Raw genomic sequence first — 21,033 nt, 5'->3', positions numbered from 1 at the left:
TAAAATTTGGACCTGTTATCAGAGGGTACGAAACACTGAACACATTTAAAGATAAACCTAAAATTGATTCAGTTATTAACGCTTAAAAAAGCGTTATATGAATAGGACTTTCGCTTTTGCCCCTAAATCCCCTAAAGGGGACTTTCTGCATCCGGATTTAGCTGCGTCCAAGTCCTCTTTAGGGGATTTAGGGGCAAAAGCGAAAGTGTAATAATTATCAGACGTAAGTCCTAATGTATAGATTATTAGATTTTTTTAATGAAATATTATACGCAGGTAACACTTCTAAGGATAACTTTAAATCTGTATTTAAAGGATGGTTGCTCTATATTACTTTTGCTTTATTATCCATCATTTTTATTTTAATCGTTGATAATAAAATTCTTCCCTGGCTCGGTGAGCCTTCAATTAAGTCTACACGTTTTAGGGTCGATGATCTTCTTAAAGATATAGGTCTATTTTACGGCGTGTTTCTGGTTACAATTTTGATTCCAATTTTTGAAGAACTAGCCTTTAGGTTATTTTTGAAGCCCTCGGGTTTTACAATCGCTATTTCAGTGTCTTTATTACTTTTTTACTTTACAGGCGACGTTTACTATATTGATGGGTTTTCTTACTACATCAGAATGTTGGGTTGCCTAAGTATTTTTTTAGTACTACGTCGGTTTGAAAAGAAAGTTTTAGATGTCTATTCATCTGTAAGCTCTTCCAGATGGATCATCGTTTCCTCTGCTATTTTCAGCCTGGCTCACATTACCAATTTTGATCCGATCCATTACTCGGTATGGTATCTATATCCCATTTACGTCCTGCCTCAATTTTTTATGGGCTTGATTGCCAGCACCATTCGAATTAACAACGGATTGATATGGTCCGTTTTGCTCCATATTCTGATTAATGGTTCCGTAGAATGGCCTAAACTATTTACACTGGATTAATCCTATAACCCCACCGTCCCCGTCATCACCTTTCCCTCCAATTCCCAAACGCAGACGGCGGTTTTGCCAGCCACGGCCACACTGGGCATCTGACCCTTTCCGACCGAAACCGCAGGCTTGTTCCCGGATTTCACCCAAACCGTCCCGGCATCGTCCCAGGCCAGGAGTGGTCCCGTTGATCCGGCGGTGAGCGTTACGTTGCGGCCGGTAGCGATGGCTTGCTCCGGTTCGCCGGGCTGGCAGGTATACAGCGTGTTTTCGCGTCGCCAGGCGGTAAAGGGTTGGCCCGCAGCCGAAACCGCCACGGCACCGCCGTCCATCGGGCAGGCTTTTAAGGGCCAGGTGCCGGTTCCCAGTTTTTGAGCCGGGGCATACGTTTTTCCGCCGTCGGTCGAGTGGGCCAGGTATAAATTCCGGGAGCCGTCGAGCCAGTTGCGGAACTGCACATACACGTCATTGTTTTTTGCCGCCATCGAAACCCGGCAACATTCGCAAACCGTGCCGTCGGGGGAGCGATAAATCACGTGATTGGCCGACCAGGTTCGGCCCCCGTCGCGGGAGGTGGTGCCCACAATCTTGTTCTTCTTATCGTCCCGAAGGTCGAGCCAGGCGGCATGAAACACTCCGCGCGACGCCCCGGCGACGGCCTGAAACCCCTCCTTGGCAATCTGAGGCACATCATTCATCCGCACGGCGGATGACCACCGGCCCGTTGCCCGGTCCAGTGAATAGGCAAAAAGATCACCCGCCCGGTTGACGGCACTGATAACGACGTATTGGGCCGTAACCGCGATTTGGGGGCCTCGCTTGGCACCTGCCACCAGGTTTGGCAGAACCGCTACCACGGTAGGTGTACCGAATGACGCGGTTTTAGTGGATGTGGTCGCGTAATAAATCGCCGAATCCTGACCAAAAGTCAGATGCAGTTTGCCGCTGGGTTCGGCCACCACCACCGGCAAATGGCCGGGTGCTACCAGATGATCAGAGTCGGCTACCGGGCCAGTCAGGAGAATGGCAAACCCGTACAGCACCAGATAGAAAAAGGAGGGCATGGTATATAAAAATAAAGGATCAGGATTGAGGTAGCGAATTTAGCTAATAATTCGTTGGAAGCGTTTGCTTTTCCAGGCGAACCGAAAATTGGTATCAACTCCGCCAGTTTTTGGCTGGCATGATTTATGCACCATCAGATTTGTTACCAATCCGTGGATTTTATTGGTCTAATCGTGTTGATGGAGCAAATCCGTAGCTTATTTTTAGTTGCTTTGTCAAACAATAAAATGCAGCCTGTCAAAAAAAGGACAGCTTTGGCATAGTAAATGGTTTTGGCACGATCAAGTATGGGCACTTGTATTTTGAAACGTTGGCATAAGTTCTGGTTCACCTGCGGATTGTTTTTCTGTGCGGTGGCTGTCGGCTATGCACAATCCGATACGCTATTGCAGCAGGCAAACCGGCAGTATACCCTGAAAGCCTACGGGCGGGCCATTGAGATTTACAATCAATTATTGGACGATTTGCCGGACAAGTTGACGGCTGAACAACGCACGACGGCGCAGGCTAATCTGGCACATTCCTATCAACTGGCGGGTGATTTGAAAAAAGCCGAGCGTGCTTACCAGGCGTTAACCACCGCAACCGAGTTGACTGGAAACCACATTGAAAGTTATCTGCACTATGCCCAAACCCTGGCGGCCAATGGAAAATACAGCGAATCGCAGAAGCAGTATGACCGATACAACAAGCTGAAAGAAAAAGCAGTCCAAGCAGAGTCCTCGCCGTTTTTAGACCCAACGACGGGTGTGATCGGCAAAAAAACACCGACTCGATACCGGCTGGAAGTCCTCGCGCTCAACACCTCGAACGCTGAATTCAGTCCGATGTATTACCGAGACGGGTTGGTGTTCGTGTCCGGAAAAAAAGCGAGTGCCGCCATCGAAACGGCCGGAAAAGGCGGGGGAGGCAGTTATCTCGACCTCTTTTACGTCCAGGACCGGCAGCAGTTGAAGGCCACGCAGTTGATTAAAGCCGATGGCACGGTTTCGAAACCGGTGTCGACAAAGACTCGTAAGGCCCAACGGTCCGGCGGCAATTCGCGCAGCCGCGCTTCAGCCAACGATTCCCGTACCATTGGCGGATACGATGGCGGGATCAATATTTCGGAAGGATTGCGGTTTTCGAAAACCGTCCAGCCTTTCAGCCGTTCGCTCAATAGCCGCTACCACGAAGGGCCGGTTACATTTTTCAGCGATGGCTATCAGGTCGTTTTTACCCGGAATAACTACGATGGTCGGCGGGTACGCCAAAGTACGGAAGGGGTTACAAACCTCAAGCTCTATACTGCCGTTCAGCAAAACGGCACCTGGATCAATATTCAGGAATTGCCGTTCAACAGCGACGATTACTCGGTTGGGCATCCGGCCATGAGCAAAGACGACCGCTTGCTGTTTTTTGCTTCCGATATGCCGGGGGGCGTCGGCGGGACGGATTTGTATGTCGCCCGGAATGAAAACGGCCAGTGGTCGAAACCGGTCAATCTGGGCAAAGAAATCAATACGAAAGGCAACGATTTATTCCCGTTTATCGACGAAAGGGGCAATCTGTATTTTGCCTCGGATGGCCGAAAAGGGCTGGGTGGCCTCGATATTTACTACGCTCCACTCGTTAATGGAGCACCCGTGGGGCCGGTCGAACACCTCGATGCGCCGATCAATTCCGATCAGGACGATTTTGGAATGATTACCGACGGAAACCGAAAGGGCGGTTATTTCAGCACCAACCGGCAAAAAGGCAACGACGACATTTTCCGGTTTGTCCGGGAAAGTTCGCTCTACGGATGCCGGAACCTGACGCTCCGGTTTTACGACGAGGTAACGAAGCAGCCCATCGACAGTGTGCTGATCGACATAAAAGCCCGGGGCGAAGGACGCAAAGACCGGACGGTGGTGACCAAAAAAGATGGTTTGGTGCAGTTGTGTCTGGAGTCTAACAACGATTTTATTTTTCGGGCTTCCAAAGATAGTTACGTGACCAGCACGGTTGGTTTCTCAACCAATTCACTTACCGACGATTCGCCTTCCCGGCTGGAAATTGCGCTGAATCAACCCCCGAAAATAATCGATACCGTGCAGTATATACCGCTTCCGGTGAACGACGGCTGGGATATTGTCGATTCTCAGAAAGCCAAAGTACGGGGTACGGTCATGAGCGAAAAGGACCGGAAGCCGATCGAAGGTGTTACGGTCAATTTGAAAAACGACTGCGACGGCGCCATCCGGCAAATCACCACCGGCGTCGATGGCCGGTATGAATTTGAACTGACGGAAGGCTGCGACTATACCCTCAGTGCCTCGAAGGAACGATATGGCACCAATACCAACCGGATTAAAAAACTGACATCCAGGGCGACCACCAAAGTGCTGTCGGCAGATTTGAACATGCTTCGCGTGGGCGACATTGTTCAGTTGGACAACATTTATTACGACCTCGATAAGTGGACGATTCGGTCGGATGCGTCCCGGGAACTGGATAAACTGGTGGCTACCATGCAGAAATATCCCTTGCTCACGGTCGAACTCCGATCGCACACCGACAGCCGGGGCGATGCGGCTTACAACCGGTATCTATCGGCGCAACGGGCCAATTCGGTGGTCAGCTACCTGGCGTCGAAAGGGATTAGCCGCAAACGAATGGTTGCAGCCGGTTATGGCGAATCGGTTCTGCTCAACAATTGCACCAATGAAGTGAATTGTACGGAGGCCGAACACCAGCGAAACCGCCGAACCGAATTCAAAGTGTTGTCGATCAAGTAGCCGTTCGGACTGGTTTTTAGTAAAAAAAGCGAACACAAAAAAGCCGCAGACGATTGATCTGCGGCTTTTCCAACTCAAAACTATTTTTTACTGGGTAATCAGCAGACGTTTAATAAGTTGCTGTTCGCCGGTTTTCAACTGAACAAAGTGAAGACCGGTTCCGCCCTGGCTCAAATCCACCGTTTGGTGTTGCACTTTGCCATTGCCAACGACGGCCTGCTGCCACGTAACCCGGCCCAGCACATCCACCACCTGCAGTTGGGCGGTTTTTTGGGCCGCCAGCCGGAAGCTGATGACCACCCGGCCGCTGCTGGGGTTCGGACTAACCGACAGATCGGAGGTGAATTCTGCCGTGGCAACGCCCTCACGACCACCATTGGGGCAGTTCAGAATTTTGGGCGACCATTTCAGGGTGAAATTACCACCCGGCACCCGACCACTGATCGAGTGATTCTGCCCATCCTTGAGTGAAGCCGGTACCGTGAAGATATACCCGTGAATCCCGTTGCCTTTGTTGGCATTTTTCAGATCCTGCCGGAAAATATTGGCATCGACCGCGCCTACCACCGTATTCCCATCCAGGAATTCCAGCGCAATCGGGGTGTTGGGTCGGTTTCGATCCCAAACCCAACCCTGAATGGTGCTGCAATTGACCACATCGAGGTACCCTTCGTAACTGCCCGGTCCACTGCCGCCACTGGTGGGCGGGGGCGTAGTGCCACCACCGGTATTGACCGTCAGGGTTAGCGTGGTTGAAACCGGCGAATTCTGGCTGTCTTTGGCTGAGTAAGTCAGCGTGAAGGGGCCGCTGGCGGTCGGTGTACCGGAGATCACACGCGTATTGACATCGAAGTTGACGCCGTTGGGCAACCCCGTCAGGGTGTAGGTCAGCGGATCATTTTCGGCATCGGTGAAAACCGGCAGCGCACTGGCCGTGAAAGCGACATTGATGGTGGCCGACAGGGGTGAGATGCTCGCGGGGGCTACGGGGGCCGCATTCGTTGGTGTTCCTCCTCCGCCGACGGTCAGCGTCAGGGTGGTTGGAACCGGGGCATTCTGGCTGTCTTTGGCCGAGTAGGTCAGCGTAAAGGTACCGCTCGCCGTTGGTGTTCCGGAAATCACACGCGTATTAACATCGAAGTTGACGCCATTGGGCAATCCCGTCAGGGTATACGTCAACGGATCGTTTTCGGCATCGGTAAAGACCGGCAATGCACTGGCCGTGAAGGCGACATTGATGGTAGCCGACAGGCCCGAAACAGACGGCGCAACCGGCGCGGCATTCGTCGGGGTTCCGGAACCGACGCATCGGATGGTTTTAGGAGCCCATTTGAGCGTAAATTCCGATCCCTGCACCCGTGCCCAGATCGTATGGTTCTGGCCGTCTTTGATGCTTTCCGGTATGGGGAAGTCGTACCAGTGAACTCCGTTTCCTTTACCGGCATCCAGTAGGTGTTGTTTAAAGACATCGGCCGCAATCGACCCGATGAGCCGACCCGTTGCAATCGAAGCACCATCGAAGAACTCGACCGTGACCACCCGGTTGACACTCGTGCGGTCGTAGGCCCAGCCTGAAAGCGTATTGCAATTGACTTCCTGCGTCAGGTATCCGTCGAAATTACCCGCCGGAGCCGGTGGGGGCGCGGTACCGCCAGCCGCAACGGTCAGCGTAATTGTCATGTCTTCCGTGACTTTTCCGTCGTTGGCGGCATACGTCAGTGAGAACGTACCCTGCTGCGTAGGCGTTCCGGAAATGACGCGGGTGCCGGTGTTGAAACCCAATCCCGATGGCAACCCGGTGAGGGTATAGGTCAGCGGATCGGTATCGGTGAAAGCCGGTAAGGTGGACGAATAGGCGACGTTGACCGTGGCCGACAGGGGCGAAACCGCCGGGGCTGCCGGAGGAACGTTGGCCGGTGGGCCAGCATTCGTGATGACGAAGGTCAGCAGAGCCGAGGCTGTTTTTCCTTTGGGGTCCGTCACGATCAGGCTGGTCGTAAACGTCCCCAACGTTGTGGGCGAACCACTCAGCGTTCGGCTTGCCACCGAGTAGCTTAGACCCGGAACCGAACCGTTGAGGGCATAGGTTAGCGCCCCGGCTTCGGGATCGGTAAACTCCGGAATTGTATACGTTGTCGCTACGCCAATTTCGCGGTTTTGAATCGCCAGGGTAGGGCCGGTCGGTGGCTGGTTGCTCGGATCGTTGGGCAGCGGACTTCCGTCGCCGGGGCAGTTAAGCGTTTTCGGAGAGCCCATCAATTCGTACGATGTTCCCTGAACTCGCATTCCGATGCTGTGGTTTTGTCCATTTTTCAGCGTTGCCGGAATAATGAAGGAATAACCGTGTTGTCCGTTGCCTTTCCCGGCACTCACCAGATCAGGCCGGGCCAGCGAAGCGGTTATGGTCGCAATGAGGTTGCCATCATCCCGGATTTCAATGTTCAGCGGAGTGTTGGGTTGATTGGCATCCCAAACCCACCCGAAAATATCTCCTTCGCAGTTGATCACATCCAGGAAACCTTCGTACGCGCCAGTCGGCGGAGGTGTCGACGAATTGGCAACCGTCAGGGTTAGCGTGGTCGAAACCGGTGAATTCTGGCTGTCTTTAGCGGAATACGTCAGGCTAAAAGGACCACTCGCGGTTGGTGTACCGGAGATCACACGCGTGTTGACATCGAAGTTGACGCCATTGGGCAAACCCGTCAGGGTGTAGGTCAGTGGATCGTTTTCAGCATCGGTAAATACAGGCAGTGCACTGGCCGTGAAGGCGGCATTGATGGTGGCCGACAGGGGCGTTATGTTCGCGGGGGCCACCGGAGCTGCGTTCACTGGTGGCGTGCTGCCTCCAGTGTTAACCGTTAGTGTCAGCGTGGTTGGCACCGGAGCATGCTGACTGTCCTTGGCGGAATACGTCAGACTAAAGGTGCCACTGACGGTCGGTGTACCGGAAATCACACGCGTGTTGACATCGAAGTTGACGCCGTTGGGCAACCCCGTCAGAGTGTAGGTCAGCGGATCGTTTTCGGCATCGGTAAAGGCGGGCAGCGCACTGGCCGTGAAGGCAGCATTGATGGTGGCCGACAAGGGCGAGATGCTCGCGGGGGCTACCGGAGCTGCATTGACCGGTGGCGTTCCGGTTCCGACGCAATTGATCGTTTTGGGTGACCAGTTCAGAATATAGGTTGCTCCCTGTACCCGGCCCCAGATGGTGTGCGTCTGGTTGTCTTTCACACTTTCGGGAACGGTGAAAACGTAACCGTGGGCGCCATTGCCTTTGTTGGCATTTTTCAGATCCTGGCGGAAAATGTCGGCCGAAATGGAACCGATGGACACCGCGGTTGCGGCCGTGGCCCCATCCAGAAACTCGACCGTGATGGGAGTATTGGGTTTGTCCCGATCCCAGACCCATCCCGAAAACGTCGAACAATTGACGCCATCCAGATAGCCTTCAAAGTTTCCGGTCACCACGCCACCCGCCGAAACCACCAGCGAAATCGCCAGATCGGTTTTATTCTGACTATCACTGGCTGAATACGTCAGGGCAAACGTTCCCTGCTGCGTCGGTGTTCCGCTAATCACCCGGGTCGATGGGTTGAACGTGAGATTGGTAGGTAGACCGGTCAGGGTATAAGTCAGCGGTTCGCTATCCGTGAAAACCGGCAGGGTATACGTATAGGCTACATTGATGGTAGCCGTCAGGGCTGATACCGAGGGTTTGACCGGGGGCGGGTTCGTTGGTGTTCCGCCAGGTGCAACGACCAGGGTAATAGAGAGGTCGGTTTTAGTCTGGCTGTCGGCGGCTGAGTACGTAATCGTAAAGGTTCCCTGCTGGGTGGGTGTTCCGGAGATTACGCGGGTTCCGCCATCGAAATTCAGCCCGGAGGGTAAGCCGGTCATGGTGTAGGTGAGCGGTTCACTATCCGTGAAAGCCGGGAGCTGGCCGGAATTGTACGCGACACCAACCGTGGCCGCCAAGGCTGAAACCGATGGTTTAACCGGGGGCGGATTCACGGGCGTTCCCGTTCCTTCGCAGGTCAGGGTTTTGGGCGACCACATGAGCACGTACGTTGATCCCTGAACGCGGCCCCAGATGGTCTGTTGCTGGTTGGTTTTGATGCTGTTCGGTACCGCAAAACTGTAGCCATGCGCGCCATTTCCCTTGCCGGCATTCAGCAAATCCTGGCGGAAGTTACTGGCCACCGTGGTGCCGAATGAGGTGGCCGATTCGATCGACGGATTGGCGCCGGTTGCGGCCAGAAATTCGACGGTATACGGCGCATTGGGACTATCGTAGTTGAATACCCAGCCCGAAATCGTGTTGCAATTGACTACATCCAGATAGCCTTCAAAGTTTCCGGTAACCGTTGGGGGCGGGTTGCCGGTACCCGACGTGTTAACCGTCAGCGTAACCGTCGTATTGACTGCGCTGCTCTTGCCATCCGTTGCGCTGTAGGTCAGGTTGTAGGAGGTCGCCTGGGTCGGCGTTCCGGAGATGATGCGGGTGCTGGCATTGAAGTTCAAGGTGCCGGGCAGTCCGGTCAGGGTATAGGTCAGGGCATCGCCATCCGTATCGTTGAACGGCGGGAGCTGGCTCGACGTGTAGCTCGTATTAACGGTGGCCGTCAAGGCTCCTACCGATGGGGCTGTTGGGGGCGAATTGGCCGGTGGCGTTGAGGTTCCGGTGGTTGTGCCCGTTGCGGTGTTGCTATTGGCCGACACGTTGCCGGTCGGGTCGATGGCCCGAACGAAGAAATAATATTCCGTACCCGCCGTCAGTCCCGTTGCGTTGTAACTGGTGCCGGAAGTAACGTCGCCAATTTTAACGTTGTTTCGATACACTTCGTAACTGGCTACGCTGGCATTATCCGTCGATGCGTTCCAGGTTAACCGCATGGAATTCTGCGTAATGTTGCTGAGTGCCAGAGATGTCGGTGCCGTTGGCGGTTGCTTGTCGGCGGCATCGGAGACGACGTTGAACGACTTCTCCACCGGGCGGGCGGGTTTAAAACCGTCCCCACCGTGTTGTGCAGCCCGAATGGTTACTTTGCCCAGGCGGCCTGTCAAAAACACTTTGCCTTCCGCAATCACTGCAGGTCCGGCAATGACGTAGAAAACAATGGGTTTTCCCGACGAAGCAGAGGCTGCCGGCGTAAAGGCCGCTGAATTAGGAGCCCGGTCGGCAATGTCGTTGAGTGTGATGGTTTGCGAAGTTCCGGCACAATCGGGGTAGATATACCGAATCGTTTCCGTTTTCAGGCCACCCGCATCCGTCACTTCCAGTTTCACGCCATACCAGAAGGTCAGGGTTCCGTCGCAGCCAATCGGCGGCAGGGAAGCCGAGGAGGTCTGGCTGGTGGTTATAAAGTCGTCGTGCTGGTGATCGTTGTGGAACAGCGAAACCGTCCATTTGTAGCTCAACTGATTGGCGGGGGTTTCATCGGTGATCACTGCCGACAGATTGATGTTCCGGATTTCATCCAGGTTCATTTGGGTCAGTCCGTCGATACTGGTGCTGACAATAACCGGTGCTGAATTATTGGCACTGCTGACGGTGATCGCTTTCGTGGTCTGATGGGTTTTTCCATCGGGGTCCGTAACCGTCAGCTTAACGGTATAAACTGTCGAGGTCGACGTGGTGGTGAAGGTATGTTCGGGGTTAGCGGACGTACTGCTCGTATTGTCGCCAAAATCCCAGGCATAGGTCAGTGCTTTTCCTTCCGGATCATAGGAGGTGTTTCCGGTAAATTTAACCGTAAGTGGGCTCGATCCATTGCTTTTGTCCGATAGAATGATGGCCACCGGCGGGCTGCCACCGGCCGCTCCGTTGTAAATGACCCGACGCACGCGCTCACCGCCATCTTCCGGATAGCGCAGGTAGTACATGTTTTTATCGACCGGGTTGAAAGCGATGCAGGTGATATACTGGTACGAGCTACCCCCATCCAACAGTTTGGTCAACGTTGCCGGTTGGGGCTGATTGTCGCTGTCGAAAGCCATTTTGGAAATCCATCCCCCGTTAAAATCGGCAAAATAATACGAGTTCTGGTATTCGGCCGGGTAGTTTCCGCCACCGGGATGCCAACTACCGCCAATGGCGCAATAGCCCGGCAAAAGGCTGGCTGGTGTTGCATTGACATTGGTCAGGGTTCCGTTGTTGTTGACCTGCCCAGGCCCTGAACGCCAGGCAATCACCGGTTTGGTAAACGTTACACCCGCCGGTTTGTATTCCGTTTTGTTGTAGGCGCGCTTGGAAGCATATTGACCTTCTTCGAAAGGCCAGCCAAAATTGGCACCTTTCTTCACCACGTTGATTTCTTCCCAGTCCGTAAAGCCAACATCGCCCACGTACAAAGCGCCCGGATTTCCGGCGTTGATGTCGCCACTCCCCGTGTTGGGACGAACCGAAGACCGGAAGGGCTGGCGAAGACCGGAAGCAAAAATCCGGCTTTTGATCGAACGCGGAGCGCTGGGATTGTAGTCGGGATTGCCCGGCACGCCATCCCCGTTTTCGGGATTGATCCGAAGGATTTTACCTGATAATGAATAGTCGACCTGAGAACGATAGCTGCCGATGTTTTCCGCAGACGTGATAAATCCGTTTTGAATAGATTGACTGTAGTAGGATTCGGAATACGAGCCCTGGTCGAAGGCTGGCGCGGCTCCGTCACCCGTTGGAATCAGCAGCGAACCGTCTTCACCCATCGAAATACCGCCCCCGGCGTGTGAGCTGGATGTCAGTGGAATACAGTCGCCGGGAACGCCTTTACTCGGATTATTGGGGTCGGGTTCGCCAATCAGTACCTTGCGGCTATTGGCCTTAATCGATTTGAATCCGTCATCTTTGTTGGCTTCATAGCGCGTAACCCGGGCATATGTCCCCTGCCATTTGACGGAAGCATATTTGATGACATAGAACAAATAAAACCGGCCATTGGTCAGAAAGTTGTTGTCAAGCGTCATACCCAGCAACCCGTAATCATCATATCGTCCTATTTCAGATGATATATCCAGCAATTGCGTTTTCTGCTTCGTCTGAGGGTCTACCCGGGTAATCCGGCCATCAATTCCCCACACGTACATGGCCCCGTTTTTGTCGAACGTAAAGCCAACAGCACCAGACAGGTCGCCGGCGTAAACTTCTTCTGAAAAGCCGGACTTTGGCTGTATCCATTCGAGGCAAAAACAGCAACCAGTGTAAGGGCCAGGAGTAAGTTGTTGAGTTTAGTACAGAGGTTTGTCATACATTAAAATTTACTTAAGTGTTGTCATTCAGCGCAGATCGTGCTTCACAATTGGGGTAAAATGAGATGGGAAAAATCCATTAAGGGCGATAAAAAGGAGTTAGCAGCGCTAAGTACTGTATATTTAGGCTCTGAAATTTTGAAATTCAGATGGAAAACTGGATGGAAATATAAGAAAAATCCAAATAAGTCCAATGTTAGTAGAAATCTAATTTACTAAGCGGTAAACTTAATGTTTTGATAATCAGCGTATCGGTAACATAGCTGCGAGTCAATTGCTTTGATTAAATTATTAAAAGGTCATACTTCTTTTTGAATGATACGCTTCCCTAATGCCAAAATCAACATCGGTTTGCAGATCATGGAGAAACGGCCGGATGGCTTTCATAATCTGGAATCGTGCTTCTACCCGGTTCCGCTGAACGACCTGCTGGAAATCATTCCGGCCTCGAAAACGTCGTTTGAAATCAGTGGAACCGACATTCCGGGCGACCCCGCTACCAACCTTTGCCTGCGGGCATATGAAAGTCTGAAGGTCGATTTTGAATTGCCGCCCGTTCAGATGTATCTGCATAAACTCATCCCGATCGGAGCAGGTCTGGGCGGAGGTTCGGCCGATGCCGCCTTTACGCTGATCCTGCTCAACGAGCAATTCAACCTGGCCTTGTCAAAAGAGCAATTAGAAACGTATGCACGCCGGTTAGGCAGTGATTGTGCCTTTTTTATTCAGAATCGGCCCTTGTATTGCTTCGAAAAGGGAGATCGTTTTCAGGATATTGACGTCTCACTCCGTGGCTACACCATCGTTCTGGTATATCCCAATCTGGCCATTTCAACGGCCGAAGCCTACGCCGGCGTCCGACCTCAAAAACCCGTTGCATCGCTGCGTGCGTTGTTGCAAAATCCGGTGGAAACCTGGCGAAATACCATCCGAAATGATTTTGAAACCAGCCTTTTCCCGGTCTATCCGATTCTGGATACAGTGAAACAAGAACTATACCAAGCGGGGGCTGTCTATGCCAGTATGAGTGGTTCGGGCTCCACTATTTACGGTATTTTCGAGCAAGCGGTATCATTACCGGATTTTTTTCATCCCTATCAGGTCTGGCAGAAAACCGTATGAGCGCTTATTGAAAACAAAAACGATGCGAATGTAAAGAACCCGTCAGTTTTCACCGACGGGTTCTTTTTTTTGAAGGAAGCAGACTTTTTTAGCGATTAATTAGCAAGCGTCTGGTAACAATCTGTTTGGCAGTCTGCAACTGAATTAAGTACAAATTGGCTCCCTCCGAACTCAGATCGATGGTTTCGCGCTCCATTTTGCCTGTGCCAATGGTCGCTTTTTGCCAGATCGAACGACCCATCATGTCTACCACCTGCAAATCAGCCCAGCGATCGGCCTCCACCATGTACTTGATTTCGACCTTGCCCCGGCTGGGGTTTGGACTGACCGTCAGCTCCATGCTTAACTCGACGCGCTCGTCTATTCCCTGCCGACTGCCATTGGGGCAATTCAGGATTTTGGGCGACCATTTCAGAGTGAAATTACCACCCGGCACCCGACCACTGATCGAGTGATTCTGCCCATCCTTGAGTGAGGCCGGTACCGTGAAACTGTACCCGTGAATCCCGTTGCCTTTGTTGGCATTTTTCAGATCCTGCCGGAAAATATTGGCATCGACCGCGCCTACCACCGTATTCCCATCCAGGAATTCAACGGTAATGGGTGTGTTCGGGCGGTTGCGATCCCAAAGCCAGCCCTGAATGCTGGTGCAATTGACCACATCAAGGTACCCTTCGTAATTGCCCGGTCCACTGCCGCCACTGGTGGGCGGGGGCGTAGTGCCACCACCGGTATTGACCGTCAGGGTTAGCGTGGTTGAAACCGGCGAATTCTGGCTGTCTTTGGCTGAGTAAGTCAGCGTAAAGGGGCCGCTGGCGGTCGGTGTACCGGAGATCACACGCGTATTGACATCGAAGTTAACGCCATTGGGCAACCCCGTCAGGGTGTAGGTCAGCGGATCATTTTCGGCATCGGTGAAAACTGGCAGCGCACTGGCCGTGAAGGCGACATTGATGGTGGCCGACAAGGGTGAGATGCTCGCAGGAGCCACCGGAGCCGCATTGGCTGGTGGTGTTCCGCTTCCCGCACAATTGATAATTTTCGGCGAATCTTTCAGGGTAAAATCGGATCCGACCACCCGCGCCCAGATGGTCTGATTCTGACCGTTTTTAATACTTTCCGGCATGGGGAAATCAAACCAGTGTATCCCGTTTCCTTTGCCGGCATCCAGCAAGTGCTGTTTGAAAACGTCGGCGGGAATGGAACCCAGTGACGTACCGTTAGCAATCGAAGCACCGACGAAAAACTCGACCGTGACCACCGCATTGCCTTTGGCCCGCTCCCAGGCCCAACCCGAAATCGTGCTGCAACTGACTTCCTTCGCCAGGTATCCGTCGAAGTTAGCCGCCGGAGCCGGTGGGGGCGCGGTGCCGCCAGCCGCAACAGCCAGGCTGATGGTTGTGCTTTCGGTGACTTTCCCATCGTTGGCGGCATACGTCAGCGAGAAAGTTCCCTGCTGCGTAGGCGTTCCGGAAATGACGCGCGTACTGGCATTGAAACCGAGTCCCGATGGCAACCCGGTGAGGGTATAAGACAGCGGATCGGTATCGGTGAAAGCCGGTAAGGTGGACGAATAGGCGGCATTGACGGTGGCCGAGAGGGGCGAAACCGCCGGGGCCGCCGGAGGAACGTTGGCCGGTGGTGTGTCTCCTCCCGCGTTGACGGTCAGTGTCAGTGTGGTCGGCACCGGGGCATGTTGGCTGTCCTTCGCCGAATAGGTCAGCGTGAAGGTTCCCTGTTGTGTCGGCGTTCCGGAAATCACGCGCGTATTGGCATCAAACGACAGATTGCCGGGTAAGCCCGTCAGGGTGTAGGTCAGTGCATCGTTCTCGGCATCGGTGAAAACCGGTAGCGCACTGGCCGTGAATCCCACGTTTACTGTCGCCGAGAGGGGCGAAACCGCCGGGGCTACCGGGGCTGCATTGGCGGGTGGTGTTCCGGTTCCCACACATGTAATCGTTTTGGGAGCCCACTTGAGAATAAATTCAGAGCCGACCACCCGGGCCCAGATCGTGTGCGTCTGGTTGTCCTTGAGTTGTTCCGGCACCACAAAGCTATAGCCATGAGCGCCATTGCCTTTATTGGCATTTTTCAGATCCTGCCGGAAAATATTGGCCACGGTCTGGTCGATCACCGTTGAACCGGCTACGGTTGGTCCGTCCATAAACTCGATGGTAATGGGCGTGTTGGGTTTGTCGCGGTCCCATATCCAGCCCGAGAACGTCGAACAATTGACGACATCGAGGTAGCCTTCAAAGCTACCGGTGACCACCGGGGGCGGGTTGCCGGTTCCGGCGGCTACGGCCAGGCTGATGGTTGTGCTTTCGGTGACTTTTCCATCATTGGCCGCGTAGGTGAGCGTGAAAGTACCCTGCTGGGTAGGCGCTCCGGAAATGACGCGGGTGCTGGCGTTGAAACCGAGTCCTGATGGCAATCCGGTGAGGGTGTAGCTGAGCGGATCGGTATCGGTGAAGGCGGGCAGGGTCATTGAGTAAGCCGCGTTGACGGTTGCCGACAGGGGCGAAACGGTTGGCGCTGCCGGTGGCACATTGGCGGGCGGGTTATTGGTTTCGTTGACGATGAGCGAAAAGACAACGCTGGTTTTAGCCCCCGGCTGATCGGTGGCAGTGTAGGTCAGGCTAAACGTGCCGGTAGTGGCCGGTGTCCCGTTGACGACCCGTGTCGAGGCATTGAAGGTCAGGTTTTGGGGCAGTCCCTGAAGTTCATAAGTCAGGGGAGTGCTTTCCGGGTCGGTGAACGCGGCCAGTGCTGCGGACGTAAAGGCGGTGTTTACGAAGGCCGACAAGGACGACACCGAGGGCGGAGTCGGTGGCAGGTTGGCAGGCGGAACTCCGCTACCGGCACAGTTGATGGTTTTGGGAGCCCACTTGAGGGTGAACTCGGAATTCTGTACCCGTGCCCAGATGGTGCGGTTCGTGCTGGTTTTAACGCTTTCCGGGATCGGGAAGTTGTACCAGTGTTCGCCGTTTCCTTTGCCCGCATCTTTCAAATGCTGCTGGTAGACGTTAGCCACCACAGACCCCAGCGGAGTACCGGCGGCAATGGAAGCTCCATCGAAAAACTCAATCGTAACGGGTGTATTGGGGGCCGTACGGTCCCAGGCCCAGCCCGAAAGCGTGTTGCAATTGACTTCCTGCGTCAGATACCCGTCCAGATTGGCAGTCGGTATGGTGGATGTTCCATTGACCGTCAGTGTCACCAGGGTGGTCACCGCCGGGTGCTGGTTATCCGTGGCCGAATACGTGAGCGAGTACGTTGCCGTAGCGGTTGGGGTGCCCGTAATGGTTCGGTTGGTGGCATTGAAATTCAACGTGCCGGGCAAACCCGCCAGCGAATAAGTCAGCGCATCGCCTTCCGGATCGGTAAAAGCCGTGAGCGCATTGGATGTATAAAGGACATTCACCGTGGCCGCATTAAGCGAAAGTGTGCCGGGAACCACCGGAGGCTGGTTGCCGGACGGAGCGGCCGAGGTGGTTGCATTGGCCGTGTTGCTGTTGCCGGAACTGTTTGAAGCGGCATCCCGGGCTATCACATGGAAGGCATAAGCGGTGCTGGGGCTCAGTCCCGTAACGGCAAACGTGGTGCCCGAGACCAGGTTGGTATTGATTTTTGTCCCACCCTGGTAGACATCATAGCCGGTTACACCCACATTATCCGACGACGCGTTCCAGTTCAGTTGCAGCGACGTGGCCGTAATGTTGGAAGCGGCCAGACCGGAGGGAGCTGAAGGGTTCTGCGTATCCGGCGTCGAGGGGGCATTGTTGGTTACCATGAAAGACCGCTCGACCGGCTGTGCGTATTTGTATTGACCGTTTCCGTGTTGGGTGGCGCGGATCGTAACCCGGCCAATCCCGCCCGTTAACCGAACCTGGCCATTTTCGATGACGGCGGGGCCATCGGCCACATACAGGGAAATCGGCAAACCGGACGTGGCCGAAACCGGGGGCCTGAACGACGGGGCGGTGGGAGCTTTGTCGCCAATCGGATCAAAGGTGATGGATTGTTGCTGACCCGCACAGTTCAGGTAAACGTATTTGGTGTATGTGGTTGTCAGACCACCCCCGTCGGTAACGTCCAGAACCAGGCCATACCAGTAGCTGGCTTCGCCATCACAGTCGCCTTCCGTCAGCGTCACCGTTCCGGTTGGGCCGTTGAAGATAGACACCGAATGCCGGTGGTCATTGTGGTAGAGATACACGTTCCACTGGTATTTTAACTGATCCGCCGGTGTCTGGCTGTCTGTCGCCGTCGCATTCAGGTTGATCGTTTGCGGCAGCGAAATCGAGTTGTAGCCGTCGACACTGGTGGTTTGAATGGTTGGGGGGGTGTTGTTGAGTGAAATAACCGTCTGCGTGGTGTTGCTTTTTCCCGCTGCATCCGTCACTTTCAGCGAAACGGTGTAAGACTTCTGGCCGCCGAAAGTGAAGGTTTTGGCGGGCGGGTTTTTAGTCAGATTCTTGGAACTGCCGTCGCCAAAATTCCATTCATAACTCAGATCGGTTCCTTCCGGGTCATACGAATCGTTGGCGGAGAAATTAACGACCAATGGACTGTTACCAAACGTTTTATCCTGGGTAATGACGGCGGTTGGCGGCTGGTTGGTGGTAAAGGCAAACTGACGAACCAGCGATTTTTCGCCCAGGGTGACGTAATAAATGTTCCGGTCATAGGGGTTGAATGCCATCCCCACAATCCTTTCCGAAAAGGGGGTGACGGTCATTTTCGTGGCCATTTTAAAGAGACTCCCCGCTTCCGGGTTTTCGTCATGGCCAAATTTGGCACCCGCAATCCAGCCGGTTCCGTAGTCGGCAAAGTAATACGTGTCCTGAAATTCTTTCGGGTAATTTCCGCCACCTTCGTGCCAGACGCCACCGATGATGCAGTTTCCTTCGAGCGGCCGTTTGTCGGAGCTAACGACGGTGTTGCCCTGAATGATTTCCGTGTTCTTATTCTCCCGGTACTGGATGCGGGGTTTGATGGGATTCGCCGGTTTGAAAGCTTCCGATTTCCAATAGCCGATCCGGCCCTGAGCATGGCCTTCGTAGTAGGGCCAGCCAAAGTTCTGGCCCGGTGCCGACACCACGTTCAGCTCTTCCCAGGACGAAAAGCCTACGTCACCGACGTAAAGAACGCCCGGATTTCCGCCGGATGGGTCAGGATTGCCCGTATTGGGTCGTACCGACATTTTAAAGGCCTGCCGGAAACCGAGCGCATACACCCGGTTCTGGGCCAGTTTCAGATCCGAACCGGCACCTTTGTAGAAGGGGTTGGAAGGGTAGCCTTCTCCGTTTTCCGGATTGATTCGCAGAATCTTACCGCAAAGTGAAAACAGGGCCTGCGAGCGGTATGCGCCGATGTTCTCCGTAATCCGGTCCGGGCTATAGGTGTTACAGCCCCCGTATCCGTCCGACGGAATGGTTTTAATGATTTTTCGGTCGATGGCCTGTAGGTACCAGGTCGTATTGTTACAGCCGATGTCTACCTCCACAAAGCTGGCGGCATCGCCCGTGCCCAACAGAATGCTGCCATCGGTCCCGGTGGTTAGCCCACCGCCCGCGTGCGAAGCGGTAACAATCGGGACGCCGTCCTCCATGGTTTCACCGATCAGGATTTTCCGGCTGGCCGGATCGGCCTTATACTCATTGTTGGGATTGACGGTATACCGGACCAGCCGCCCGATGGTTGCCACATTATCCGTTGATTTATTGGGCTGATAATCCGGCTTGCCGACATTATCGTACCAGTATATATCGACGGTATAGTAAACGAAAAACCGGCCATTCGTCAAAAAATCGCGGTCCAGCGTAAATCCCAGCAGGCCGTGGTCGCCATACCCGGCCACTTCTTCCTGAATATCCAGAATAACCGTGGCCTTGGTCTCGCCCCTTTTGACCCGGTAGACCAGTCCATACCGGCACGCAACATACAGGTTGCCGGCTTTATCGAAGACCAAATTGGTGGCGGCTTTGAAACTGACAGCGGGATTCGGAGCGGGGGTAACGGAGTTAATGTAATCCTTGTCTTCCATATTTATTCCCACTTGTCCGTACCCGATCAGAGACAGGAATACAGACAATATCAGAGCAGCACAGGTACGTGAAGTAAAGGAGTTGAGCATAGAAAGATGAGTTAATAAATACCAATAGGCACCTCAGCAGAAAGCGGGACAAATAGAAGAATCTTAATATTTTGGAAAGATAGCTAACAAAAATTGGGCCGCAAAACTTGAAGTTACTTTAACTTAGTATCCGGTTATCCATAATCACCTCAATATAATTATGTTTTAAGCTGAAATTGGCTGTATTACTGGATTTTATAAAGATAAAAGGCGGTTTTTTCATGTATTGTCGAGCGATTTAATGGCAGTGTAGTAACATGCTTTAAATTGGGTAGTAAAGGACTTTATCCATCCCGAATCGTGTTGTATTTTTACGAACTGCCAAATGCGCCAAACCATTTTTGGCCGGTTTGCGTTTGGCAAACAAACCTTAAAACCGTGGTGGTGTCGCCCGATGGAAACCCGTCGCCAGAATAACTTTATGACGCGTCGCCGGGAGCCCAAGCGCTTCATGCTGTGGCTGTGCATTGCCGCCAGTATTTTTAGTTTCACCGTTCTGCTGCTGGCTTACATCGCCCGAAAAGTGGGTTCCGACTGGCGTGCTGTTCCGCTGCCCACGGTTTTTCTAGCCAGCACGGGCGTTATTCTGGCCAGTAGCCTGACGTTGCACATTGCCAACGGGGCCTTTCGACATGAGCGGTTTACGCAATACCGGCTGTATCTGGGCACGACGGTTTTTCTGGGGGCCCTGTTCGTGGTGCTACAGGTGCTGGGGTGGCGGGAATTGATGCTGAAGGGCGTTTATTTGCAAACCACTCCGTCCGGCAGCTTTCTGTTTGTGTTGTCCGGGCTGCATCTGCTGCACATTGTAGTAGGCTTAATTTTTCTGTCCATTGCGTTTGCCGAAGCGATGCGCCGAATCCCGTATGTCGAAGCCTTTGTTTATAGCGTTAATCCGCCCAATTTGCTAAAAATCAAGTTGTTTACGCTGTTCTGGCATTTTGTGGATGTGCTGTGGCTGTGCCTTTTTCTGTTTTTACTGTATCACCACGGCGTGTAAATTCACCCAATCCAAAACCGGGGTCGACTGGGGCTATAAGACTGGTTTTCGTGATTGGATTTCGGTTGCTACCGACGCTGCGCTGTCGAACACCTGACGGGGTTAAAAAAAACACCCTGACAGGGTCTTTCGGCCGCTGTCAGGGTGTTTTTTTTAAGAAAAGAACTTCTTCAGCGGAGCGCAGCGTTACGAATCCGTATTTTTAAAAACCATCAACAATTTCAATTTGACCTTTTCATCGACCGGGACCATCATCAATGACGGTTTTTCTACTTTGTAATCGGACAAATTGATGTCGAACTCCCCTTTGATGGTCACCTGCGCATTGTCGTCCTGGCGGGTTCCCAGAATAACGACCGGTTTGGTGACGCCGTGGAAGGTCAGATTGCCTTTAACGGTCAGATTGTTCCCCTGCTGCTGCACATCGTTGCTGGTGAAGGTCACTTTGGGGTATTTCAACGCTTCCATTTTTTCCAGCGCGTGGGAGTCGCGGTTGGTGTTATCGCTGTCGAAGCTGGACACTTTGGTGGCAGCCGCTACGCTCTCGATCTTGTTGGCGTCGTCGATCACCATCACGCACGCTACATCGCGGCTGACGCCTTCAAAACTGTGCATGGGGTGCGACATGGCGTAGGTGATTGTCGATTTGGTCCGGTCGGCCATCAGCTTCCGTTTGGCCGGTGCGGGCGCATGATCCGGTTGGTGAAACGCCACCAGTCCGGTGCTGACAAGCAATAGCCAACCCGTCAGCTTTTGGTATGAAAAAGCAGTCATCGTAGT

8 protein-coding genes are annotated in these 21,033 nt (G+C 53.5%); 4 read left to right on the top strand and 4 right to left on the bottom strand.

Annotated features, from left to right (window positions below; all coding sequences use genetic code 11):
* Window positions 1-233 precede the first annotated feature (233 nt).
* On the top strand, window positions 234-938 hold the full coding sequence (locus ACO064_RS12625; RefSeq protein ID WP_421827701.1) for a type II CAAX prenyl endopeptidase Rce1 family protein: 705 nt from the start codon (window positions 234-236) through the stop codon (window positions 936-938).
* 2 nt (window positions 939-940) lie between these two features.
* On the opposite strand, the gene ACO064_RS12620 is transcribed toward ACO064_RS12625, so the two are convergent.
* On the bottom strand, window positions 941-1,990 hold the full coding sequence (locus tag ACO064_RS12620; RefSeq protein WP_421827700.1) for a sialidase family protein: 1,050 nt from the start codon (window positions 1,988-1,990) through the stop codon (window positions 941-943).
* Between the two features lie 288 nt (window positions 1,991-2,278).
* Between ACO064_RS12620 and ACO064_RS12615 the strand changes: the two genes are divergently transcribed.
* Window positions 2,279-4,750 (top strand): OmpA family protein, encoded by a 2,472-nt coding sequence (locus tag ACO064_RS12615; RefSeq protein ID WP_421827699.1) that lies wholly within the window; start codon window positions 2,279-2,281, stop codon window positions 4,748-4,750.
* Between the two features lie 87 nt (window positions 4,751-4,837).
* Here ACO064_RS12615 and ACO064_RS12610 read toward each other — a convergent pair whose 3' ends face one another.
* Window positions 4,838-11,872, bottom strand: a complete 7,035-nt coding sequence (locus ACO064_RS12610) for a putative Ig domain-containing protein (RefSeq protein WP_421831020.1) — start codon at window positions 11,870-11,872, stop codon at window positions 4,838-4,840.
* A 435-nt stretch (window positions 11,873-12,307) separates the two neighbouring features.
* On the opposite strand from ACO064_RS12610, the gene ispE reads away from it, so the two are divergent.
* A complete protein-coding gene (ispE, locus tag ACO064_RS12605) occupies window positions 12,308-13,114 on the top strand; it encodes a 4-(cytidine 5'-diphospho)-2-C-methyl-D-erythritol kinase (RefSeq protein WP_421827698.1) in 807 nt (268 codons plus the stop codon).
* An 88-nt stretch (window positions 13,115-13,202) separates the two neighbouring features.
* Here ispE and ACO064_RS12600 read toward each other — a convergent pair whose 3' ends face one another.
* Window positions 13,203-19,163 carry a putative Ig domain-containing protein gene (locus ACO064_RS12600; RefSeq protein ID WP_421827697.1) on the bottom strand — a complete coding sequence of 1,987 codons (5,961 nt, stop codon included), beginning with the start codon at window positions 19,161-19,163 and terminating at the stop codon, window positions 13,203-13,205.
* 415 nt (window positions 19,164-19,578) lie between these two features.
* Here ACO064_RS12600 and ACO064_RS12595 point away from each other — a divergent pair, with 415 nt between their 5' ends.
* Window positions 19,579-20,253, top strand: a complete 675-nt coding sequence (locus ACO064_RS12595) for a cytochrome c oxidase subunit 3 (RefSeq protein ID WP_421827696.1) — start codon at window positions 19,579-19,581, stop codon at window positions 20,251-20,253.
* 186 nt (window positions 20,254-20,439) lie between these two features.
* Here ACO064_RS12595 and ACO064_RS12590 read toward each other — a convergent pair whose 3' ends face one another.
* Window positions 20,440-21,027: a YceI family protein gene (locus ACO064_RS12590; RefSeq protein ID WP_421827695.1), complete on the bottom strand. Its 588-nt coding sequence runs from the start codon at window positions 21,025-21,027 to the stop codon at window positions 20,440-20,442.
* Window positions 21,028-21,033 lie beyond the last annotated feature (6 nt).

Origin of the sequence: Larkinella sp., assembly GCF_965227735.1 — a bacterium.
Taxonomy (GTDB): Bacteria; Bacteroidota; Bacteroidia; order Cytophagales; family Spirosomataceae; genus Larkinella.
This window is presented reverse-complemented; position numbering and strand designations above follow the sequence as displayed.